18 protein-coding genes are annotated in these 22,048 nt (G+C 70.8%); 7 read left to right on the top strand and 11 right to left on the bottom strand.

Features of this window, described 5'->3' with window-relative positions; genetic code table 11:
* Positions 1 to 41 precede the first annotated feature (41 nt).
* From AB0C82_RS22725 to AB0C82_RS22735, 3 genes are all read left to right on the top strand, one after another.
* The gene (locus AB0C82_RS22725) at positions 42 to 1,631 is read left to right on the top strand and encodes a molybdopterin-binding protein (protein ID WP_362845194.1); all 1,590 of its coding nucleotides are present in this window, start codon (positions 42 to 44) and stop codon (positions 1,629 to 1,631) included.
* On the top strand, positions 1,589 to 2,728 hold the full coding sequence (locus AB0C82_RS22730; protein ID WP_362844904.1) for a potassium channel family protein: 1,140 nt from the start codon (positions 1,589 to 1,591) through the stop codon (positions 2,726 to 2,728). Before AB0C82_RS22725 ends, AB0C82_RS22730 begins: the two co-directional genes overlap by 43 nt.
* 71 nt (positions 2,729 to 2,799) lie before the next feature.
* Positions 2,800 to 3,789, top strand: coding sequence for an NAD(P)H-quinone oxidoreductase (locus tag AB0C82_RS22735; RefSeq protein ID WP_362844907.1), 990 nt, complete (start codon positions 2,800 to 2,802; stop codon positions 3,787 to 3,789).
* Positions 3,790 to 3,964: 175 nt separating this feature from the next.
* Here AB0C82_RS22735 and AB0C82_RS22740 read toward each other — a convergent pair whose 3' ends face one another.
* From AB0C82_RS22740 to AB0C82_RS22765, 6 genes are all read right to left on the bottom strand, one after another.
* Positions 3,965 to 4,513 (bottom strand): bacterial proteasome activator family protein, encoded by a 549-nt coding sequence (locus AB0C82_RS22740; RefSeq protein ID WP_362844909.1) that lies wholly within the window; start codon positions 4,511 to 4,513, stop codon positions 3,965 to 3,967.
* Between the two features lie 104 nt (positions 4,514 to 4,617).
* Positions 4,618 to 7,473 (bottom strand): FtsX-like permease family protein, encoded by a 2,856-nt coding sequence (locus tag AB0C82_RS22745; protein WP_362844912.1) that lies wholly within the window; start codon positions 7,471 to 7,473, stop codon positions 4,618 to 4,620.
* Positions 7,470 to 8,246, bottom strand: a complete 777-nt coding sequence (locus tag AB0C82_RS22750) for an ABC transporter ATP-binding protein (RefSeq protein WP_362844914.1) — start codon at positions 8,244 to 8,246, stop codon at positions 7,470 to 7,472. The genes AB0C82_RS22745 and AB0C82_RS22750 overlap by 4 nt, the downstream gene beginning before the upstream one ends.
* Positions 8,247 to 8,414: 168 nt before the next feature.
* A complete protein-coding gene (locus tag AB0C82_RS22755; protein ID WP_362844916.1) occupies positions 8,415 to 9,038 on the bottom strand; it encodes a PadR family transcriptional regulator in 624 nt (207 codons plus the stop codon).
* A gap of 95 nt (positions 9,039 to 9,133) precedes the next feature.
* Positions 9,134 to 9,652: a hypothetical protein gene (locus AB0C82_RS22760; protein WP_362844919.1), complete on the bottom strand. Its 519-nt coding sequence runs from the start codon at positions 9,650 to 9,652 to the stop codon at positions 9,134 to 9,136.
* 502 nt (positions 9,653 to 10,154) lie between these two features.
* On the bottom strand, positions 10,155 to 11,792 hold the full coding sequence (locus tag AB0C82_RS22765) for a protein kinase (RefSeq protein ID WP_362844922.1): 1,638 nt from the start codon (positions 11,790 to 11,792) through the stop codon (positions 10,155 to 10,157).
* A gap of 300 nt (positions 11,793 to 12,092) precedes the next feature.
* Here AB0C82_RS22765 and AB0C82_RS22770 point away from each other — a divergent pair, with 300 nt between their 5' ends.
* On the top strand, positions 12,093 to 13,694 hold the full coding sequence (locus AB0C82_RS22770; protein ID WP_362844925.1) for a protein kinase: 1,602 nt from the start codon (positions 12,093 to 12,095) through the stop codon (positions 13,692 to 13,694).
* 33 nt (positions 13,695 to 13,727) lie between these two features.
* Here the strand turns inward: AB0C82_RS22770 and AB0C82_RS22775 are convergent, their stop codons facing one another.
* From AB0C82_RS22775 to AB0C82_RS22785, 3 genes are all read right to left on the bottom strand, one after another.
* Positions 13,728 to 14,732 carry a phosphotransferase gene (locus AB0C82_RS22775; RefSeq protein WP_362845197.1) on the bottom strand — a complete coding sequence of 335 codons (1,005 nt, stop codon included), beginning with the start codon at positions 14,730 to 14,732 and terminating at the stop codon, positions 13,728 to 13,730.
* Positions 14,733 to 14,795: 63 nt separating this feature from the next.
* A complete protein-coding gene (locus tag AB0C82_RS22780) occupies positions 14,796 to 15,221 on the bottom strand; it encodes a pyridoxamine 5'-phosphate oxidase family protein (protein WP_362844928.1) in 426 nt (141 codons plus the stop codon).
* A 108-nt stretch (positions 15,222 to 15,329) separates the two neighbouring features.
* Complete coding sequence (locus AB0C82_RS22785) at positions 15,330 to 15,989, bottom strand: response regulator transcription factor (protein WP_362844931.1); 660 nt, start codon at positions 15,987 to 15,989, stop codon at positions 15,330 to 15,332.
* Between the two features lie 337 nt (positions 15,990 to 16,326).
* Here AB0C82_RS22785 and pdhA point away from each other — a divergent pair, with 337 nt between their 5' ends.
* The 3 genes from pdhA to AB0C82_RS22800 are packed head-to-tail and all read left to right on the top strand — an operon-like array spanning position 16,327 to position 19,882.
* Positions 16,327 to 17,484 (top strand): pyruvate dehydrogenase (acetyl-transferring) E1 component subunit alpha, encoded by a 1,158-nt coding sequence (pdhA, locus tag AB0C82_RS22790; RefSeq protein WP_362844933.1) that lies wholly within the window; start codon positions 16,327 to 16,329, stop codon positions 17,482 to 17,484.
* Between the two features lie 2 nt (positions 17,485 to 17,486).
* Positions 17,487 to 18,467 carry an alpha-ketoacid dehydrogenase subunit beta gene (locus tag AB0C82_RS22795; protein WP_362844935.1) on the top strand — a complete coding sequence of 327 codons (981 nt, stop codon included), beginning with the start codon at positions 17,487 to 17,489 and terminating at the stop codon, positions 18,465 to 18,467.
* Positions 18,468 to 18,478: 11 nt separating this feature from the next.
* Positions 18,479 to 19,882, top strand: coding sequence for a dihydrolipoamide acetyltransferase family protein (locus AB0C82_RS22800; RefSeq protein WP_362844938.1), 1,404 nt, complete (start codon positions 18,479 to 18,481; stop codon positions 19,880 to 19,882).
* Between the two features lie 72 nt (positions 19,883 to 19,954).
* Here AB0C82_RS22800 and AB0C82_RS22805 read toward each other — a convergent pair whose 3' ends face one another.
* Both AB0C82_RS22805 and AB0C82_RS22810 read right to left on the bottom strand, forming a co-directional pair.
* A complete protein-coding gene (locus AB0C82_RS22805; RefSeq protein WP_362845200.1) occupies positions 19,955 to 20,830 on the bottom strand; it encodes a D-alanyl-D-alanine carboxypeptidase in 876 nt (291 codons plus the stop codon).
* Between the two features lie 310 nt (positions 20,831 to 21,140).
* Positions 21,141 to 22,040 (bottom strand): serine hydrolase, encoded by a 900-nt coding sequence (locus tag AB0C82_RS22810; protein WP_362844941.1) that lies wholly within the window; start codon positions 22,038 to 22,040, stop codon positions 21,141 to 21,143.
* Between the last annotated feature and the right edge of the window lie 8 nt (positions 22,041 to 22,048).

Raw genomic sequence — 22,048 nt, forward strand, 5'->3', positions numbered from 1 at the left:
CGCCCGGTCCGGCCTCGCCCGGTTCCTCCTCGATCCCCGCGATGGCGGCGGAGGACGAGCGTGCCGTGGAGGAGGCGCTGGCCCTCGTGGCGTCGAACCGCGCCGAGCGTCCGGATCGCGCGGACCGTCCGGATCGCGCGGACCGTCAGGACCGCGGGGACCGTCAGGACCGCGGGGACCGTCAGGACCGCGGGGACCGTCCGGACCGCGGGATTCGTCCGGGTGAGCAGGGGTCCTCGATCCCGCAAGCCTCACCTCCACGCGCCTCACCTTCACGCGCCTCGACACCACCCTCCTCGACCCCGCCCTCCTCTGCCCCGCACTCCCCGGTCGCGAGCTCGCAGGTCCCGCACTCCCCCGCAGCCCCCGCGCAGCCCTCGCGCCCCGGGCGATCACGGGCACGAGCCACCTCCTGGGCGGACGCTCGCGCCCTCGCCGCGCGGGCCGGGCGGGACTTCCCCGTGGCCGCGCACCGCCTCCCCCTGGACCGGGCCCTCGGCCATGTCCTCGCCGAGGCGCTCCACGCGCTCACCGATCTGCCGTCCTTCGACACCTCCGCCATGGACGGCTGGGTCGTCGCGGGGCCGGGTCCGTGGACGGTCCGTGAGGGCGAAGGCCTCCTCGCCGGGCACGGGGCGCCCGAGGCGTTGCCGGACGGTGAGGCCGTACGGATCGCCACGGGTGCCCGTATCCCGGCAGACGCCACCGCCGTCATCCGCAGCGAGCACGCGCACACCGACGAGGCCAAGGGGCTGCTCTACGGGCAGCGCGAGGTCGTTCCCGGGCAGGACATCCGGCCGCGCGGCCAGGAGTGCCGGACCGGGGACGAGCTGCTGCCCGCCGGAACCCTGGTGACACCGGCCGTCCTCGGGCTGGCCGCCGCTGCCGGGTACGACGCCCTGGCCGCCGTGCCCCGCCCCCGCGTCGACGTCCTCGTACTCGGCGATGAACTCCTCACCTCCGGGCTGCCGCACGACGGGCTGATCCGGGACGCACTCGGCCCCATGCTCGGCCCCTGGCTGCGCGCCCTGGGCGCCGAGGTCGGCGAGCCCCAGCGACTCGGCGACGATGCCGCGGCTCTCCGGCACGCCCTCACCGCCTCGGACGCCGACCTCGTCGTGACCACCGGTGGCACGGCTGCGGGCCCGGTCGACCATGTGCACCCGGTCCTCGCCGAAATCGGCGCGGAGCTGCTGATCGACGGCGTCGACGTGCGTCCCGGCCATCCCATGCTGCTGGCCCGGCTCGCCTCTCAAGGCCCGTACGTCGTGGGCCTTCCCGGCAATCCCCTGGCAGCCGTCTCCGGCCTGCTCACGCTTGCCGAGCCCCTGCTGCGCGGCATCGCGGGGCGTACGGGCCAGGACCCGTACCGGGCGCTCGTCCACGACGAGGTGCAGGGACATCCGCACGACACCCGGCTCGTGCCCGTCGTCCATCGCGCCGCGCGCGGGGGCGGGTTGGACCACGTCGTACCCCTGCACTACAACGGTCCCGCCATGCTCCGGGGGATCGCCGCTGCTGACGGACTGGCAGTCGTGCCACCGGGCGGGGTACGGTCCGGCACCGAGGTGGAGATCCTCGATCTGCCGTGGGCCTCGGCGACGCCGTGGACGGAAGGGTGTTTCACGTGAAACTTCCCGGCCAGGATGCGATGGCCAGGCGCGCCGACGAGCATGTCGTCCCCACCCGGGTGATGCTGCCCCGTCGCGTCATGGACCGGCCGCTTCGGCAGGTCGCCAAGCGGCTCGCGATGGCGCTCATGGTGCTGGCCACCACGGTTCTGATCGTCTATCTGGACCGCAGCGAGTACCACGACAACGCCGACGGCCAGGTCGACTTCCTCGACGCGGTCTACTACGCGACGGTGACGCTGTCGACCACCGGCTACGGAGATATCGTTCCGTACGGGGACGGCGCCCGGCTCATGAACGTGCTCCTGGTGACGCCCCTGCGCGTGCTCTTCCTGATCATCCTGGTCGGCACCACTCTCGAGGTCCTGACGGAGCGGACCCGGGAGGACTTCCGGCTGAACCGTTGGAGAAGCAACTTGCGTGAACACACCGTGGTCGTCGGCTTCGGCACGAAGGGCCGCTCCGCGATCCAGACGCTGTGCAGCACGGGCCTGAAGAAGGAACAGATCGTCGTCGTCGATCCGGCCTCGAAAGTCATCGAGGCGGCCAACGCCGAGGGCTTCGTGGGTGTGCTGGGCGACGCGACACGCAGTGATGTACTGCTGCGGGCCGAGCTCCAGAAAGCGCGTCAGATCATTATCGCCACCCAGCGCGACGACACCGCCGTCCTGGTGGCGCTGACGGCGCGCCAGCTCAACCGCGGGGCGAAGATCGTCGCTGCCGTGCGCGAGGAGGAGAACGCCCCGCTGCTGCGACAGTCCGGCGCCGACGCGGTGATCACCAGCGCCAGCGCGGCCGGGCGCCTGCTCGGTCTTTCCGTGCTCAGCCCGAGCGCGGGCACGGTCATGGAGGACCTGATCCAGCAGGGCAGCGGGCTCGACCTCATCGAGCGGCCGGTGATAAAGGCCGAGGTGGGCAAGACGGTGCGGGAGGTCGAGGACCTGGTGGTCAGCGTGCTCCGGGGCCACCGGCTGCTCGGTTACGACGATCCGGCGGCCAGCCCCCTGCAACTGACGGACCGCCTCATCACGATCGTGCGCGCTTCCCCGTCCCACACCCCGACCAGTGGTCCCCCGCAGGGCAGCGGACTGCGGTAGCGCGGGGCTGTGCGGGGACGCGGCTGATCGGCCTGATGCCGGTGCGCGTCGCACGGAGTAGCCTCGCCGCCATGTATGCGATCACGATCCCCGAACCCGGTGGCCCCGAGGCGCTCGTATGGGCAGAGGTGCCCGATCCCGTACCAGGCGAGGGAGAGGTCCTCGTCGAGGTCGTGTCCAGCGCGGTCAACCGCGCGGATGTGCTGCAGCGGCAGGGCTCCTACAACCCGCCGCCCGGCGCCTCGCCGTACCCCGGCCTGGAGTGCGCCGGCCGCGTCGCGGAACTCGGCCCCGGCGTCACGGGCTGGTCGGTGGGTGACGAGGTCTGCGGGCTGCTCGCGGGCGGCGGTTACGCGGAGAAGGTCGTCGTGCCGGCCGGGCAGCTCCTGCCCGTTCCCGACGGTGTGGATCTGACGACGGCCGCGGCTCTGCCCGAGGTGACGGCGACCGTCTGGTCCAACGTCTTCATGGTGGCCCACCTGCGCCCTGGCGAGACCCTGCTCGTGCACGGCGGATCCAGCGGCATCGGCACGATGGCCATCCAGCTCGCCAAGGCCGTCGGCGCGCGCGTCGCGGTGACGGCGGGCGGACCGGAGAAGCTGGCGCGCTGCGCCGAGCTCGGTGCGGACATCCTCATCGACTACCGCGAGCAGGACTTCGTCGAGGAGATCCACAAGGCGACGGACGGCGCGGGCGCCGACGCCATCCTCGACATCGTCGGTGCGAAGTACCTGGACCGGAACGTGCGGGCACTGGCCGTGAACGGCCGCCTCGCGATCATCGGCCTCCAGGGCGGCGTCAAGGGCGAACTGAACCTGGGCGCGCTCCTGACCAAGCGGGCCGCGGTCATGGCCACCTCCCTGCGCGGGCGTCCGCTCGCCGAGAAGGCGGCGATCGTCGCCGCCGTGCGCGAGCACGTGTGGCCGCTGATCGCCGGTGGTGTGGTCCGGCCCGTCGTGGACCGCACGCTGCCGATGGCGGACGCCGCGGAAGCGCACCGGGTGCTCGAATCCAGCACGCACGTCGGCAAGGTGCTGCTGCTCGCGCCGACAGCCGCGTAACCACCGCGAAAACGCGGGGGACCCGCAAGCCGACCACATCCAGGTGCCCCGCACACCGACCACACGCAGGGGCCGGCACACCACACCAGCAAACCGCAGGGGCCCGGCACACCAACGTTCGACGTTGCGTGCCGGGCCCCTGCGGTGCTGCCCGCCTGTTCGGGTGCGGTGCTCGTTACAGGTACGGGCCGGACCGGATCGGCCCGTGGGGGTCCGAGCCGCCTTCCTCGTCCTCGTGGCCCGTGCCGGGCGGCAGAGCGCGCCGCATCTGTTCCAACTGGGCGCGGGCGGCCATCTGCTGGGCGAACAGGGCCGTCTGGATTCCGTGGAAGAGCCCTTCGAGCCAGCCGACCAACTGAGCCTGCGCGATCCTCAGTTCCGCTTCCGAAGGCACCGACTCCTCGGTGAACGGCAGGGAGAGACGCTCCAGCTCCTCCACCAGTTCCGGCGCCAGCCCGTCCTCCAGTTCCTTCACGGAGCTGGAGTGGATCTCCTTGAGCCTGACGCGGCTCGCCTCGTCGAGAGGAGCTGCCCTGACCTCCTCCAAGAGCTGCTTGATCATGCTGCCGATGCGCATGACCTTCGCGGGCTGTTCGACCATTTCCGTCACCGGGACCTCGCGGGATTCGTTGCCACTGTCACCGCCGCCGACAGCCATTCCGTCCTGTCCCACTACGAGGACTTGGGGGTGCTCCTGCGACCGGTCATTCCTCGGCATCTCCATGCCGCCATTCTCTCGCACACGTGCCGTACACAACGGTGGTGCCCCCGGTAACGAGTGATCCACCCTTTCCGGGGGCACGGGAACTGCCGGTCAGCCGCGGGCCCTCACCCCGCCCGCCGGGCCAGCACCGTCCGTGACCCGGAGAACGCGGCAGCCAGGAGACCCGCCAGGACCGGCACCACCAGGGCGAGCAGTCCGATGGTCTCCCAGGGCAGCACGATCGGCGTGTAAGCGGAGTCCATCGGCTCGGCGCGCATGGACTCCATCGCCTCCCGCAGGTCGATCAGACGCAGCGCCACCGCGGGTACGACGCCGGCGACGGTCCCCAGCAGCACCCCGGTGAGCGCGACCACCAGGCACTGGAAGCCGGAGAGCCTGCGCCGTACACCCGGCGGTGCCCCCACAGCGCTGAGGGTCGTGAGGTCGGCCTGCGCGTCGGCCTTGGCCAGACCGGTCGTGATGGCCGCGGCGCCCAGGGTCACCACACCCGCGAACAGGGCGAGGATCAGCAGGACGAGGTCCTCGTCCTGCGGCCCGTACTCCGACTGGAAGTAGGCGGTGTTGCCGCTCTGCGCGAACGCACCGTGCAGCGCCTGCTGCTCGGCCTCCGTCGGAGGGTGCCCGACGGTGTAGAAGCTCCCGTAGTCCTGCGTGCGTAGTCCGAGCCGCTCCGCGGTCTTCCGCGGCATGATCACGCGGATTCCGGGGGTGGCGGCGTACTTCGCGGGAGCGACGTACACCTTCAGCCGGTCCGTGGTGGTCCTGGTCCCGCCCGGGTGCAGCCTCCGGTTCTCCTTGTCGCGCTCGTTGTACCTGTGAACGGCCTTCAGAGTGATCCGGCCGTTCTCCGCGTACGCCGGATTGAGCAGCACAGGAGTGCCGTCGGCCAGGGCCCGGACGGCTGCGGGGTCGTCGAGCTTCGCGTACGAGGTGAGCACGGCCGCGCCCCCCACGACGATCCTGGCCTCGCCCGAATCGAACGGGTGCGCCTGGATGTACTCGTCGACGCAGGCGGGTGAGTTCATCAGCTTCTTGTGCGCGCCGGAGGAAAGCCCTTCCGCGAGTTTCCGGGCCCCTGCTCCCTGAAGTGGGCAGCTGTGGCCCTTGCCGGTCGGCTTGACCAGCTCCAGCGTGCCGCAGCCGTTCTCCTCCTCGTAGTAGACGGTGCAGTCGGATCCGGCCCACACCCGTCCGAAGTCCGCACGGCCGCCGCGGACGGCGAGATTCTGTTCGACGGCGGTACGGGCGAGGGGAAGCTGCTTCACGTTCGTCGACTGGGAGCTCACGAGCACCGCCGTGCCGGGGGTGAGCATGGGCACGTGGTCGTACTCGTGCTCCGCCATCACACCGGCCGTATACGTGGCGATGGCCACCGTGCCCGCGACCGCCGCCATGACGGCGGCCACCGCCGGCGCCGTGCGGCCCCGGTTGCGAGCCGCGTCGCGCAGCGCCATCCGAGGGGAGAGCGGCAGCCGGGAGCCGAGCCGGCCGAGGAAGCCGACGATCACCGGGATGCAGCCGAGCAGTCCGAGCTCGGCGACGACCGATCCGCCGGCGACCAGCTGCCTGTCACCCCTCGTACCGCCGATGACGGCGACCGCGACCCCGCCCGCCAGGGCCACACAGCCCACGACGGGAAGGACACGGGAACTCCCGCGCGTGCCGCGGCGGCCGGTGAGCGCTTCCAGCACGGACTGGCGGCCCGCAACGACGGCGGGCGCAAGGGACGCCAGCACTCCGGTGACGAGGCCGGTCAGCGCGATCCCCAGCACCTCCCAGGGACGGATCTCCAGGGCGCCGAAACGGCTCTCGGCCCAGCCCTCGATCATCGGACGGAACAGGAAGGTCAGTCCGAGACCGGCGGTGACACCGGCCACGGCGCCGAGTCCACCGAGCACCACACCGCCGGCCAGCACCACCGCCCGTACCTGGCTCCGGTCGCCGCCGCAGGTGCCGAGGAGTCCGAGCTGCCTGCGCGAACGACGCGCACCGACTGCGAACGCCGGGCCTGCCAGCAGGACGACCTCCAGCACCGCCATCGAGGCGACGGTCACGACGGCGGCGCTCAGCTCCGCCGAGGTGCCGGGGAAGTCGTCGCCCGCGTGTGCGGCCATCGGCACCTCGGAGTCCGGCGGCGGATCCAGAGCGACCTGACGGGACAGGACCAGGACCCCCTTCTCGTTGGCCGCGAGCACGTCCTGCCATGTGACACCGACCCCGGCCGGGCCCTGGACCAGCCACTTCCGGTCTCCGGGGCTGGGCGGAACGATCTTCTCGTCACGGGCTGCCGCTGCCTTCCAGGGAGCGATGACCGCACCCGGATCGGCGTACAGGGTGTTCGCGTCGAGTTCGTCGTGCAGCTCGACGCTGCCGGTGATCGTGTAGGTCTGTCCGGGACCGCGCAGCGTGGTGCGGGATCCGATGCCCAGGCCGGCCGACTCCAGGAAGTGCTCGGTCGCGACGGCCTCGTCCCCGCTTCTCGGGTACGCCCCGTCGACCAGGTCGAGCTTGCCGCGTACCGCCGGGTCGGAGGTGCGCAGCTCGACGATCTCGACGTTGGCGATGCCGTGCCGGGTGGTGACGCTTGCGGGCACGGCCTGCTCCGTGAGGTACCGCGAGCCCTTCGGGAAGGCACTCGGTACGTCGACCGGCTCCGGCGTGCCGTCGGCGGCCGGGTCGGGCCCGTCGGGCGGAGTGCCCCACGTCCGGAGGTCGGGCAGCTGCTCAAGGGGTACCGGCCCGACGCCCGCCGAACTGAACACGGCGTCCGCCGAACCCATGGCGGCCGTCAGTTCCTCGGCAGGGGTCGCGACGGAGCTGCGGTACGTGACGTCGGCGGCTGTCACCCCGAGGACCGGGAGCGCGATCATCGCGACGACGAGGGCACTGCGGCCCTTGGCCCGCATGGCATCCCGTCGGGCTATCCGGAAGGCGGCGCGCCACCCCGGCAGGAGGCTCACTTGGAGGCCTCCGCGGTGAGCAGCGATTCGGCACCGGACACGAGTGTCTGGTCGACGATCGAACCGTCCCGGAGGAACACGACCCGGTCCGCCCAGGCCGCGTACCGCGGTTCGTGCGTCACCATCACCCCGGCAGCGCCCTGGTCGCAGTGGCTGCGCAGGAGGGCGAGGACGGACTCGCCGGTCTCCGAGTCGAGGGCGCCGGTCGGCTCGTCGGCGAGCACGAGGCGACGGTCCCCGACCAGGGCACGGGCGATGGCGACGCGCTGCTGCTGGCCGCCGGACATCTCGTCGGGGAAGCGGTCGGCGATCTCGGCGAGGTTCATCTCCTCCAGGGCGGCGAGGGCTTCCTTGCGCGCCTTGCGGAGGGATACGCCATCGAGCTCGCGGGGGAGCGCGATGTTCTCGGCGGCGGTGAGGGCGGGGATGAGGTTGTAGTCCTGGAAGACGTAGCCGACGCTGCGGCGGCGGAGGGCGGCGACGCCCTTGCGGCCGAGCGTGGCGATGTCCTTGCCCTCGATCACGACCTGCCCGCTGCTCGCGGTGTCGAGGCCGCCGGCCAGCGTCAGCAGGGTGGACTTCCCGGAGCCGGACGGTCCCATCACGGCGACGAGCTCACCCGCGTGGACGGACAGATCGATCCCGCGGAGCGCGTGGACCTGGGCGACTCCGGAGCCGTGGGTGCGCGTCAGCGCGCGCAGCTCCAGGACGGGTGCGTCCACGGACAGGCCGGTGGACGGCGGTGTGGACGGGGACGGGACGGACGAGGACATGGTGGGCGTTCCCCCTGGGACGTACTGCTCAGTTCTGGATGGTCGGTACCGGGCGCCGGGTGCCGGTGCCGGCAGTCGGGCGCTGGGCGCTGGGCGCCGGCCGCTGGTTTCCGGGTCCGCGGGCGCGGTCTGCCGGCGTGATCCGAACGACGTGGTCAGCCGATGTGGTCAGCGGTCGGCGCGGGGCCGTGCCGTCGAGGCACGGCCGGAGCCGCGCTGTGCGGACCTGCCCGGCTGGGGCTCGGGGTCGGTGGCCGCGGCCTCGGCCAGGCGTACGAGACGTGATTCGCAGTGGTCGAGCCACCGGGCCTCCGCCTCGGCCTGGAAGATCAGCTGCTCCACCACGAGGAGCCAGGCGACCTCGTCCCGGTTGGCGGGGACCGCGGTGAGGGCCCGGGCCTTCAGCCGCGTGTACTCCTGCATCGCCTTCAGGGTGTGGTGGCGCTGGGCCTGGATCACCGCTCGGATGTCGACGCCCGGTGCACCGACCGCCATGGCGAGCTTGATGGCCAGCTCGTCGCGGGGCGGGTTGTCGCGGTCGACGGGCGTCCCGAACCAGCTGTGCAGTTCGGCGCGGCCGTCGTCGGTGATCGAGTAGAGCGCGTGCCCCGCGTCGTCCTCACCGTCCTGGACGACCATGCCGTCGCGCTCCAGACGGCTGAGGGTGGTGTACACCTGGCCGACGTTCAGCGGCCAGGTGGAACCGGTGCGCGACTCGAATTCGGTACGGAGCTGGGAGCCGTAACGAGGCCCGCGCTCCAGGAGGGCCAGAAGCCCGTGGCGAATCGACATACTCAGTATGTATACCGAGTATGCTCCACATGGCAAGGGCCGACCGGGTGTCGGGCCAGGGCATTACCGGGGTGCGCGCCGCCCCCCGTGCGGCGTCAGCGGGCGCGGCGCATCCGCAGGGCGAGGAAGCCCAGCCCCATCCCGACCAGCGCGATACCGGCGCCGAGCGACACCTCCTGGACCTGCCGCACGGCGGGACCGCTCATCGCTTGGGGAGCCGACTGCCCCGAACGCCCCGGAGGGCTGGGCGTCACCTCGACGGGAGCGACCTCGCCGATGTCCGGCTCCGGCTCCTCCTCCTCTTCAAGCAGGGCATCGGCGCGGGCGATCTCCAGCGGCGTCAGTGAACGCCCCGGCCGGACCCTTCCCTCGCCGGCCGGCCGCCCGGCGAGGGGCGACCGCTCGGGGGAGGCGGAGGGGCTCGCCGACGACCCGGCGGGCGGCGGCGCGGCGCTCCCGGAGGGCGGCCCGGCCGAGCCGGAGGCCCCTGATGCACCTGAGGGGAGTGCGGACGGGGAGCCGGAGGGGAGTGCGGACGGGGAGCCGGAGGGGGCGGCGGACGGCGACGCGGAGGCCGAGGGCGAGGGGCCCGTGGACGGCCCGGAGGTGGCCACTGGGGGCGTCGGCGCCGGTGACGTGTGGCCGGGCGAGGCTGTGGCCGTGGGAGCGGCCGCAGGGGCGGCCGAGGGGCTGCCTGTGGCCGCACCCGGAAGTTCCGCCGAACGGGCGGCGAGCGGGAGAGGCGCATGCGCGTCCGTCTCCGTCGACGGGAGGACCGCCGACCGGTGCGCAACCCCGCCGGACGCCCGCTCTGCCGCGTACGTCCAGCTCGCGGGTCCCAGCACCGCCGCCGCGCTCACCGCCAGGCAGAGCACACAACGCGACGACCGGGACCGCCGAGACGGGAGGAGTCCTGGAGCCATGGGCTCAGAGTCACACGAGCGGAAATATCCGGCATCCGGGACTCAGTCGGGACGGCATCCGGACCGCCCGACCTGATCGCCTCCGCCGCGGAGCACCAGGGGCGCGACGCATCACGCCACGCATCGCGCCCCCGCATCGCGCCCCGTGGGTCGGCCGTCGGCCGTCGGACAGCCAGTGCCCGGGCGGGCTGCGTCAGGCCGGGTCGCCCGTGGAGATCCTCAGCTCGAAGTGGGCGTCACGCTCGGGAATCGCCGTACCGGAGGACGGGAACTGGTCGACGACCTGGTCCTCGGCGTACGTGTTGCCCTCCACGTCGATGACCTTGACCGTCCAGCCGGCCGCCGCGGCGCACGCCTTGGCAGAAAGGATGTCCTTGTAGATGAAGTTCGGCGCCTGCACCTTCTGCGGGTCGTCCGAGTCCTCGCTGGCGTCCGTGCAGTCCTCTTCGTCCATCGTCCGGTTGCGCTCCGGCGGCTTGTGCTCGCCGGCCACCGTGGTCTCCCCGGTACCCGGATCGCCGTCCTTGCCGTTCTCCGGGTCGCCGCCGTTCATGGTCAGGACCGTGACCAGGCCACCGATCGCGAGCAGTGCGACGACGATCGAGCCGACGATCACCGGCATGTTCCGCTTGGGTCCACCGCCGCCGTGACCACCGATCGTTCCCTGCGGGGACATCGCGTACGGCGGAGGCGTTCCGTGCGCCGGGGGGACCGGGGACTGGTACGCCTGCGGGTAGCCGTAGCTCGGCGCGGGCGTCGGCGCGTACGGGCCCGGCTGCTGGTACGGCTGGTGCGTCTGGTGGGGCTGCGGCTGGTACGGCGTCTGCACGCTCTGCGGCGCGGGCGTGCCCTGGTCGACCGGCGGGAAGACGGCGGAGCCCACACCGGCGCCGCTGTTACCCGGACCGCTGCCGCTGATGATCACCGGGGCACCGGCCTGGCCGCCCGCGTTCAGCACGCGGGTGACCTCGTCCTGCATCGCCGCGGCGCTCGGAAAGCGCTCGTTCGGGTTCTTCTTCAGCGCGCGGGCGACGAGCGCGTCCATCGCCGGAGTGATCGAGCGGTTGATGGTCGACGGAGCGACCGGCTCCTCCTGCACGTGCGCGTACGCGATGGCCAGCGGCGAGTCCGCGTCGAACGGAATCCGCCCGGTGAGCAGCTGGAACAGCATGATGCCGACCGAGTAGAGGTCGGACCGCGCGTCCACACCGCGGCCCAGGGCCTGCTCGGGGGAGAGGTACTGCGGGGTGCCGACGACCATGCCGGTCTGGGTCATCGACGTCACGCCGGACTGCATGGCCCGCGCGATGCCGAAGTCCATGACCTTGACGATGCCGCGCTTCGTCATCATCACGTTGCCGGGCTTGATGTCCCGGTGGACCAGGCCCATCTCGTGGCTGGTCTCCAGCGCGGCCAGCACGTCGGCCGTCACCTTGAGCGCCTTGTCGGCCGGCATCGCGCCGTACTGCTGGATGTCCGACTGGAGGACGGAGCCGAGCGGCTGCCCCTCGACGTACTCCATGACGATGTACGGCATCAGCGCGCCGCCGAGCTCGTCCTCGCCGGTGTCGAAGACCGAGACGATGTTGGTGTGCTGGAGCTTCGCGACCGCCTGCGCCTCGCGCCGGAAGCGCTCACGGAAGGACTGTTCGCGCCCCAGCTCCGTGTGCAGCGTCTTGATCGCGACCTGACGGTCGAGCGCCGAGTCGTACGCGAGATACACGGAAGCCATCCCGCCCTCGCCGAGCAGGTCGCGCAGCTGGTAGCGGCCGCCGGCGACCGAACCCCCCGCGTAGCGACCCTGAGCGCCGTGTGCGCCGTCCTGGCTCATGACTAGCTTCCCCCTCGGCGCGCAACTGATGACGTGACGCGAAGATCCCGTTTCCGGCCAAGTCTGCCCGAGGGGTACGACACGTCAAGCCAGGTGCCCGTTCCGTGACCCTACGCACAAGAAGCGTCTCGGAAGCGTTACAGGAACCGCATGGAATTTGCGTGTGCGGCACGCCGACCGGTTGGATGACCCGTCTCTCTCGAACCGGGGTGCCGGACAGAGCCTGTAGCGTGACGTGGCAATGCAGCAAGGCACCCGTGGCACCCGCGGACGCGCGGACAGAAACGACGGCGAGGACTGATGGCACCCGAATCCGAAGCAAACGGCGGCGGAGTTTCGGATGGCACCGACTCCTGGGGCCTCGGGGGTGTGGTCGGCGACGGGCGCTACCGGATGACCCACCGGCTCGGCCGCGGCGGCATGGCCGAGGTCTATGCCGCGGAGGACGTGCGTCTGGGACGCACCGTGGCGGTGAAGCTGCTCCGGTCCGACCTCGCGGAGGACCCGGTCTCCAAGGCGCGGTTCACCCGTGAGGCACAGTCGGTCGCAGGCCTCAACCACCATGCGATCGTCGCCGTGTACGACTCCGGCGAGGACGTCGTGGGCGGCCGGACCGTTCCGTACATCGTGATGGAGCTCGTCGAGGGCAACACCATCCGCGACCTGCTGCTCAACGCCGAGTCGCCGCCGCCCGAGCAGGCGCTGATCATCGTCTCGGGCGTGCTGGAAGCTCTCGCGTACTCCCACCAGCACGGCATCGTGCACCGTGACATCAAGCCCGCCAACGTGATCATCACGCAGTCCGGCGCGGTCAAGGTCATGGACTTCGGCATCGCCCGCGCGCTGCACGGCGCCCAGTCGACGATGACCCAGACCGGCATGGTCATGGGCACGCCCCAGTACCTCTCCCCCGAACAGGCGCTCGGCAAGGCGGTCGACCACCGCTCCGACCTGTACGCCACCGGCTGCCTGCTCTACGAGCTGCTTGCCCTGCGGCCCCCGTTCACCGGCGAGACCCCGCTCTCCGTCGTCTACCAGCACGTCCAGGACATCCCCGTCCCGCCGTCCGAGGTCTCGGACGGGGTGCCGCCGGAGCTGGACGGGATGGTGATGCGCTCGCTCGCGAAGGATCCGGACGACCGGTTCCAGAGCGCCGAGGAGATGCGCGGCCTGGTCCAGTACAGCCTGCAGATGCTCCAGGTGCAGGGCGGTCACACCGGTACGTGGAACACCGGCCCGGTCGTGGCGCACGAGGGCGGTCACACCTCGCCGATGGGCTCGGTGGGCGGTACGGCGGCGATGGGCTACCCGGCCCACGGGGACACCTCCCAGGGCCCGATCCTGCCTCCCATGAACCCGGACGACGGCGGCTACGTCGGCGGCCAGCACAACGGCGGCAGCGGCCGCGGCAAGATGTGGCTGTTCGTCCTGCTCGCCCTGATCGCGATCGGCGCCGGGGTCGCCTTCGCAGTGAACGCGGCGAACGACGGCGGCACCAAGAAGTCTCCGACCCCCGCCACCACCCCGGCCTCACCCACCCCGTCGAAGTCGTCGGAGACGCCGTCCGAGGAGCCGTCGGAGGAGACCGAGGCGCCGGACACGTCCACGGGCGGTCAGTGGGAGCCCACCGAGCAGCCCACCTGGAAGCCCACCCCGACGCCCACCGAGCCCACCGACACGCCGTCCACCACGCCGCCCACCACCGACCCCGGCACCACCGACGGCGGCTCGGGCACGGACGAGGGCACGGGCGACGAAGGCGGCACCGGGGACGACGCCGGCACGGGCGACGACGAGGGCACGACGGAGGGCGCGGCCGAAGGCACCACCGAGGGCACGGCCGAGGGCGCCTCGACCGGTGCGGGCGAGGCTGCCGGCACCGTCGCGGGCACCACGCCGTAAGGCTCCGGACCTCGCACGGTGCCCGCGAGGCCCTCACCCCGTGAAGGCCTCGCAGACCGCCTCGTACTCACGCGTCCACCACACCGCCAGGGCCGACACCGCAGGGAACTGCGGGTCGGCCCTGCGGTCGTGCAGGCGGTAACGCCAGCGCAGTATCCAGAAGTCGTTGAGCCGCTCCCACCACACCCGGTGCACCGCCGCCGCCAGCTCCGCCGCTCCCGCACCCGCCGCCCGCCGGTAGGCCCGCGCGTACGCCCGCACCTTCTCCAGGTCCAGTTCCCCGGCCGGCCTCACGAAGAAGATCGCCGCCGCCCGTACCGCCTCCTCCGCACGCGGCTGCACCCCCAGCCGGTCCCAGTCGACGATCGCGACCGGGTCGGCGCCCCGGTAGAGCAGGTTCAGCGGATGGAAGTCGCCGTGCACCCAACCCGTGGCCGGTCCGTCCGGGGTGGGCGGCTTGCGGTGGGCGTGCCGTTCGAGCAGGGCGCGGCGCTCGACGAGCCGGTGCACGGCCAGCTCGTCGAAGGCGTCGCGGGGGCGCAGCCCGCGGGCCGCGGCCAGCAGGTCGTCGATCAGCTCGAAGGTGTCCGCGGGCTCCGGACTCCCGTAGCCGGGCCTGGGCGGCGGACCGCTGCCCGGACCCATCACCTGCTCCAGACCCGTGTGTACGGCCCCGAGCAGGGCCCCGAGCCGGCGTGACTGGGCGGTGGTCAGCTCGGCGCCGCCGCGGTGGAGGCCCTCGACCCAGGGGTGGAGGGCGTAGCAATTGCCGTCGATCACCGTGACCGTGTCACCCTCCGTGTCCGTGAGGGGCGGGGCGACGGGGACGCCGAGTGAGTGGAGCCGCTGGGTGGCCCGGTGCTGGCGGACGATCGTGGCGCGGTCGCCGGTGGCGTCGCCGAGGTGGTGTTTGTCCAGATGGTGCTTGAGGAAATACGCGCCGTGCGTGGTCGAGACGCGGTAGCCGTGGTTGAGCAGCCCCTTGGTCAGGGGCTCGCACGCGAGTGGTTCACCGGCATCCGGATAGCGGCGCAGCACCTCGCCGACCGGGGGAACAGGTGGACGGGTTACATATGAGCGCGGCACTTACCAAATGCTAGATCACGCTACGTGGCCGATCTGCGGACTTGCGTCGAAGCCCAGAGTGTGCGTAGTGACGAAGTGGGGTTCGAGCCGCAGATAGACCGGGTCGAAGGGTTCGCCGTTCGCCGTGAGTGGGACGGGGCCGAAGAGTTTCTGCTGGTCAAGGCAGGGATGGACGATCTCGGCGGGTCCGGTGAACTGCACGGACCAGGGATCGTCGCCGCCGCCGGCCGCGGTGTTGAAGTTGTCCGCCCCGTACGCGATGACGCTGCCGTCGCACCTTTCGTGGTGGCCGAGCCCGCGGTGCAGCCGCAGCAGCACCCGGCCCTCGGCCACGATGTGGCGGGCCACGGCCAGAATGGGGAGCGCTCGCATACTCGTCGCCAGGCGGCCGTACGGCACCCGGCCGAGCAGCTCGATCGCACGGAGTTCCTCAGAGGCCATGCGTCCACTGTCCGCTGCCTGTAGGAGCCGGGTAAGGGTCCGCGGCCCCGGTTGGTGCGGGACCAAAGTCCCTGAGTCACCCGGAGCCGCGCCGTCGCGGAGGCGTACTCAGCGCCGTTCGGCCTGGAGGCGGGCCACGTACGCGGCGGCCTGCGAGCGGCGCTCCATGCCCAGCTTGGACAGCAGGCTGGACACGTAGTTCTTGATCGTCTTCTCGGCGAGATGGAGCCGCTCGCCGATCACCCGGTTCGTGAGCCCCTCACCGATCAGGTCGAGGATCTTGCGCTCCTGTTCCGTCAGGCCGGCCAGCTTGTCGTCGCCCTTGCCCTTCGGCCCGTCACGCAGCCGTTCCAGCACCCGCGCGGTCGCCGCCGGGTCCAGCAGGGACTTCCCCGCCGCCACGTCCCGTACCGCGCTCAGCAGCTCGTTGCCGCGGATCGCCTTCAGTACGTAACCGGACGCACCGGCCATGATCGCGTCGAAAAGAGCCTCGTCGTCGGCGTACGAGGTGAGCATCAGGCATTTGATGTTCTCGTCCAGGGAACGGACCTCGCGGCAGACCTCCACCCCGCTGCCGTCGGGCAGCCGTACGTCCAGGACCGCCACATCGGGCCGGGTGGCGGGGATGCGGACCAGTGCGTCCGCCGCCGTGCCCGCCTCTCCGACCACCTCGATATCGGCTTCGGAGGAGAGCAATTCATGCACTCCACGGCGGACCACTTCGTGGTCGTCCAACAGAAATACGGTGATTTTTCCATCTTCGCGCACAAACGCAGTCTCACACACTCACCCCTTCCCTGCCGCTGCCGGCCGGGATAACGTGCCGTTGTTCCGGCGGCCTGCAAGGCTGTTACCAGTGCTGTGACCAGCGAGAGTTCCCGATTTTCTGGATTTACTTGGAAATCCAAGCAAAAACGCAGGTCAGGGAGTGTTTCGCAGTTATGCGATGCACTGGGTAACGTGCCTTTGACAGGGCGCTCGCCGGGGCACCTGTCACGCCTGTTCCCGGCCGAGTTGCACCCACCCCGTGCACGGGTCCGGACACAGGCGAGCCGCACTGGTTCCCGGCAGACCCCGGGGGCCGGACCGACGGAGGAGCACGCACGTGACCGTGGAGAGCACTGCCGCGCGCAAACCGCGACGCAGCAGCAAGCGGACCAGCGCCGCGAAGACGCCACAGAGTTCCGAGCCCCAACTCGTACAGTTGCTGACCCCCGAGGGTCAGCGCGTCGAGCACCCGGACTACGAGATCGACCTGACCGCGGACGAGCTCCGCGGGCTGTACCGGGACATGGTCCTGACCCGGCGCTTCGACGCCGAGGCCACCGCGCTCCAGCGTCAGGGCGAGCTGGGCCTGTGGGCCTCGCTGCTGGGCCAGGAAGCCGCGCAGATCGGCTCCGGCCGGGCGCTGCGCGACGACGACTACGTCTTCCCGACCTACCGGGAGCACGGCGTCGCCTGGTGCCGCGGGGTCGACCCGACCAATCTGCTCGGGATGTTCCGCGGTGTGAACCACGGTGGCTGGGACCCCAGCACCAACAACTTCCACCTGTACACGATCGTCATCGGTTCGCAGACCCTGCACGCCACGGGCTACGCCATGGGCGTCGCCAAGGACGGCGCGGACTCGGCCGTGATCGCGTACTTCGGTGACGGAGCCTCCAGCCAGGGCGACGTCGCGGAGGCGTTCACCTTCTCCGCCGTCTACAACGCGCCCGTGGTGTTCTTCTGCCAGAACAACCAGTGGGCGATCTCGGAGCCGACCGAGAGGCAGATGCGGGTGCCGCTGTACCAGCGCGCCCAGGGCTTCGGCTTCCCCGGCGTCCGCGTCGACGGCAACGACGTCCTCGCGTGCCTGGCCGTCACCAGGTCGGCACTGGAGCGGGCCCGCCGCGGCGAGGGCCCCACCCTCGTGGAGGCGTTCACCTACCGCATGGGCGCCCACACCACCTCCGACGACCCGACGAAGTACCGGGCGGACGAGGAGCGGGTGGCCTGGGAGGCCAAGGACCCGATCCTGCGCCTGCGGACGTACCTGGAGAACGAGAAGGTCGCCGACGAGGCGTTCTTCACCGCGCTGGACGAGGAGAGCGAGACCCTCGGCAAGCGCGTGCGGGAAGCGGTACGGGCCATGCCCGACCCGGACCCGATGTCGCTCTTCGAGCACGGCTACGCGGACGGGAGCAGCCTCGTCGACGAGGAGCGCGCCCAGTTCGCCGCCTACCAGGCATCGTTCGCAGACTCTGCCGAGGAGGGCAACTAGCCATGGCCGTGGAAAAGATGTCCATCGCGAAGGCGCTCAACGAGTCGCTGCGCCTCGCCCTCGACACGGACCCGAAGGTCCTCATCATGGGTGAGGACGTCGGCAAGCTGGGCGGCGTCTTCCGGATCACCGACGGGCTCCAGAAGGACTTCGGCGAGGGACGGGTCATCGACACCCCGCTCGCCGAGTCGGGGATCGTCGGTACGGCGATCGGTATGGCCCTGCGGGGCTACCGGCCGATCGTGGAGATCCAGTTCGACGGGTTCGTCTTCCCCGCGTACGACCAGATCGTCACGCAGCTGGCGAAGATGCACGCCCGTGCGCTCGGCAAGATCAAGCTCCCGGTCGTCGTGCGGATTCCGTACGGCGGCGGCATCGGTGCCGTCGAGCACCACAGCGAGTCGCCCGAGGCCCTGTTCGCGCACGTCGCGGGGCTGAAGGTCGTCTCGCCGTCCAACGCGTCCGACGCGTACTGGATGATGCAGCAGGCCGTGCAGAGCGATGACCCGATCATCTTCTTCGAGCCGAAGCGGCGTTACTGGGACAAGGGCGAGGTGGACACGGAGTCCATCCCCGGGCCGCTGCACAAGGCGACCGTGGCGCGTACGGGCACCGACCTCACGCTCGTCGCCTACGGGCCGATGGTGAAGGTCTGCCTGGAGGCCGCCGCGGCCGCGCAGGAGGAGGGCAAGTCGGTCGAGGTCCTGGACCTGCGGTCGATGTCCCCGATCGACTTCGACTCGATCCAGACCTCGGTGGAGAAGACCGGCCGGCTGGTCGTGGTCCACGAGGCCCCGGTGTTCTACGGCTCGGGCGCGGAGATCGCCGCCCGCATCACGGAGCGCTGCTTCTACCATCTCGAGGCACCGGTGCTGCGTGTCGGCGGCTACCACGTCCCGTATCCGCCGGCCCGGCTCGAGGACGAGTACCTGCCGGGGCTCGACCGGGTGCTCGACGCCGTCGACCGCTCGCTGGCGTACTGAGGAGAGGGTTCGTGACGACGATGACCGAAACGTCTGCTCGCTTCCGTGAGTTCAAGATGCCCGACGTGGGCGAAGGACTGACCGAGGCGGAAATCCTCAAGTGGTACGTCCAGCCGGGCGACACCGTCACCGACGGACAGGTCGTGTGCGAGGTCGAGACGGCGAAGGCGGCCGTGGAGCTGCCGATCCCGTTCGACGGGGTGGTGCACGAGCTGCGCTTCCCCGAGGGCACGACCGTCGATGTCGGCCAGGTGATCATCACGGTGGACGTGGCGCCGGGTGAGGTTCTTCCCGCCGCGGAGCCCGTGGCGGCTCCGGCACCTGCCGCGGAGCCCGAGGCCGAGGCGCCGAAGGGCCGTCAGCCGGTCCTGGTGGGCTACGGCGTGGCGGAGTCCTCCACGAAGCGGCGCCCGCGCAAGGGGGCCGAGGTCCCGAAGCAGGCCGCCGCCGCGGTACAGAGCGAGCTCAACGGGCACGGCGGGGTGACGCCGGAGGCCCGGCCGCTCGCCAAGCCGCCGGTCCGCAAGCTTGCCAAGGACCTGGGCATCGACCTGGCCACGGTCACGCCGACCGGCAAGGACGGGATCATCACCCGCGAGGACGTCCACGCGGCGGCCGCGCCGGTGGCGGAGCCCGCCCCCGTCGCCGCTCCCGCCGCACCGGCGGAGCCCGTTGCCGCCCCGGTGGCCGCCGCCGCGGCCGTCGTCCCGGGTGCCCGGGAGACGCGTATCCCGGTCAAGGGCGTACGCAAGGCCATCGCGCAGGCGATGGTGGGCAGCGCCTTCACGGCTCCGCACGTCACCGAGTTCGTGACCGTCGACGTGACGCGCACGATGAAGCTGGTGGCGGAGCTCAAGGAGGACAAGGACATGGCGGGGGTGCGGGTCAACCCGCTCCTGATCATCGCCAAGGCCCTCCTGGTCGCGATCAAGCGGAACCCGGACGTCAACGCCGCCTGGGACGAGGCCAACCAGGAGATCGTCCGGAAGCACTACGTGAACCTGGGCATCGCCGCGGCCACGCCGCGCGGTCTGATCGTGCCGAACATCAAGGACGCGCACGAGCAGACCCTGCCCCAGCTCGCCGCCTCGCTGGGCGAACTGGTCTCCACAGCGCGTGACGGCAAGACGTCTCCCGCGGCGATGGCGGGCGGCACGGTGACGATCACCAACGTCGGCGTCTTCGGCGTCGACACGGGAACGCCGATCCTCAACCCGGGTGAGTCCGCGATCCTCGCGGTCGGTGCGATCAAGCTCCAGCCGTGGGTGCACAAGGGCAAGGTGAAGCCCCGCCAGGTCACGACGCTGGCGCTGTCGTTCGACCACCGCCTGGTCGACGGCGAGCTCGGCTCCAAGGTCCTCGCGGATGTCGCGGCGATCCTGGAGCAGCCGAAGCGGCTGATCACCTGGGCGTGACGACAAAGGGTGCGGCTACCGTCGGTAGCCGCACCCTTCTGTTCGTCCGGCTGGTCGCAGCCCGGCGCCTGATCAGTCGCGCTGCGCGCCCTGGGGCAGCGTACGCAGTTGCATGGTCGTCGCGGTGGAGGAACCGAAGCCGTAGTCCAGCAGCTTGGCCGCGTCGTTGTAGCGGTCGGTGCCGTTCAGGATGACGCCGACGTACGTCTTGTCGCCCCGGGTGGCGGCGAAGATGAGGCAGGGACCTGCCGCCGTGCCGGAGCCGGTCTTGATGCCGACGGCGCCGCTGTAGGAGCCGAGCAGCTTGTTGGTGTTGTACCAGGTGTACGTGCGAGAGGCGCCGGTGCTGGTCGTCACGGGGGTGACGTACTTGGCGGTGCTCATGATGCCGCGCAGCGTGGAGCCCCGCATCGCGTAACTGGCGAGCTGCGCGAGGTCACGCGGGGTCGAGAGGTTGTTCCCGGTCGACGAAATGCCGTCGAACGAGTCGAACGTGGTGTTGGTCATCCCGAGCGAGACGGCCTTCTTGTTCATCTGGCCGATGAACTGCTTGGTGCGGGCAGCCCGGGTGGTGCCCACGCCGAAGGCGTCGGCGAGCGCGTACGCCGCGTCACAGCCGGACGGAAGCATCAAAGCGTGCAGCAGCTGACGGACCGTGGCCTTGTCGCCGGTCCTCAGGTCCGCCGTGCTGGCGCCCTTGGCCGTGACGTAGTCGCGGTACGTCTGCGAGATGGTGACCTTGCGGCTCAGATCGACGCCGGGGGTGTTGAGCACCACGGCGGCGGTCATGACCTTCGTGGTGCTGGCCATCTGCCGCTTGATGTCGGCGGCCTTGCCGTACTTCTTGGCGCCCGTGACCCTGTCCTGCAGGAACGCACCCTTGGCGCTGAGTGTCGGCAGGGGGACAGCGGCCTGGGCCGACGTCAGGAGAGGCGAGACGCCGAGCATCACGCCACCGGACACGACGGCTGCGACGACAACGTTGCGCAGGCGCTTGCTGCGGGCCTTGTGACCGGCCTTGGGGCGGGCCTTGTGGCTCGATATCAATGAACGCTCCGAGTTCGCGAATGCGTTGGGGGGACCGGAAACACGAGGGGTCCCGATGCGAGACTCGTGAGCGGCACGAAGGGATGTACGCGAACGGGGTAAAGAATCCGTCAACCTCGCCCCGGCGGTCGGCCACCACTTGGGCGGGCGGTCACCGTTGTGACCGCCCGCCCTCGTCCGCGGACCCGCGAGGCCCGGATCCGTAGGGGTCCTACAGCTTGAAGCCGTAGTCCATGAGCTTCTTCGCGTCCGCGGTCCTGTTCGCCTCGGACGAGGAGGTGAGGACCGTGCCGATGACCGTCTTGCCGTTACGGGTCGCGGCGAAGACCAGGCAGTACTTGGCGGTCGGGCCGGAGCCGGTCTTCACGCCGATGGCACCGCTGTACGTGCTGAGCATCTTGTTGGTGTTGCTCCACGCCATGTAGCGGTATCCGCCGCTCTTCGTGGTCACCTTCTGCTTCGTCGACTTGGTCTTGACGATCGCGCGGAAGGTGGAACTCTTCATCGCGCTGCTGGCGATCTTCGTCAGGTCACGCGGGGTGGAGTAGTTGTTCCCACTCCCTATGCCGTCGAACGAGTCGAACTTGGTGTTCTTCAGGCCGAGGGACTTGGCGGTGGCGTTCATCTTGCCGATGAACGACTTCACGCGGGCCGCGCGCGTGGTGCCCGTCCCGAACTTGTCGGCGAGGGCGTACGCGGCGTCGCAGCCGGACGGCAGCATGAGCCCGTACAGCAGCTGTCGGACGGTGACCTTGTCGCCGACGATCAGTCGGGCCGAGGAGGCGCCCTTGGAGACGATGTAGTCGCTGTACGCCTTCTGGATCGTCACCTTCGAATCCAGGTTCAGATTCTTCTGCGACAGCACCACCTTGGCGGTCATGATCTTGGTGGTGGAGCCGGTGGAACGGCGCGTGTCCGCAGACTTGGTGAAGAGGGTCTTGCCGGTGCCGTTGTTCATCACGAAGCCGCCCTTGGCGACGATCGTGGGCTTCGGCGGTGCTGCGGCCTGGGCCTGCGTGGCGAAGGCGCTGCCCGCGAGAACGGCGCCGGCGGTGAGGGCCACGGTGGCAGTGGCGGTTGCGCGGTATCTGCGCTTCATGCCGATATTCAACTGAACGC

It is taken from the genome of Streptomyces sp. NPDC048560, assembly GCF_040650955.1.
GTDB lineage: Bacteria > Actinomycetota > Actinomycetes > Streptomycetales > Streptomycetaceae > Streptomyces.

Excerpts from the sequence above, each read along its gene's own strand:
- AB0C82_RS22770 (WP_362844925.1), top strand. The coding sequence starts at position 12,093 with ATGGCACCCGAATCCGAAGCAAACGGCGGCGGAGTTTCGGATGGCACC.
- AB0C82_RS22795 (WP_362844935.1), top strand. The coding sequence starts at position 17,487 with ATGGCCGTGGAAAAGATGTCCATCGCGAAGGCGCTCAACGAGTCGCTG.
- AB0C82_RS22740 (WP_362844909.1), bottom strand. The coding sequence starts at position 4,513 with ATGGAGATGCCGAGGAATGACCGGTCGCAGGAGCACCCCCAAGTCCTC.
- AB0C82_RS22805 (WP_362845200.1), bottom strand. The coding sequence starts at position 20,830 with ATGCTCGGCGTCTCGCCTCTCCTGACGTCGGCCCAGGCCGCTGTCCCC.
- AB0C82_RS22750 (WP_362844914.1), bottom strand. The coding sequence starts at position 8,246 with ATGTCCTCGTCCGTCCCGTCCCCGTCCACACCGCCGTCCACCGGCCTG.
- AB0C82_RS22780 (WP_362844928.1), bottom strand. The coding sequence starts at position 15,221 with ATGGCCTCTGAGGAACTCCGTGCGATCGAGCTGCTCGGCCGGGTGCCG.
- AB0C82_RS22725 (WP_362845194.1), top strand. The coding sequence starts at position 42 with ATGGCGGCGGAGGACGAGCGTGCCGTGGAGGAGGCGCTGGCCCTCGTG.
- AB0C82_RS22735 (WP_362844907.1), top strand. The coding sequence starts at position 2,800 with ATGTATGCGATCACGATCCCCGAACCCGGTGGCCCCGAGGCGCTCGTA.
- AB0C82_RS22755 (WP_362844916.1), bottom strand. The coding sequence starts at position 9,038 with ATGTCGATTCGCCACGGGCTTCTGGCCCTCCTGGAGCGCGGGCCTCGT.
- AB0C82_RS22765 (WP_362844922.1), bottom strand. The coding sequence starts at position 11,792 with ATGAGCCAGGACGGCGCACACGGCGCTCAGGGTCGCTACGCGGGGGGT.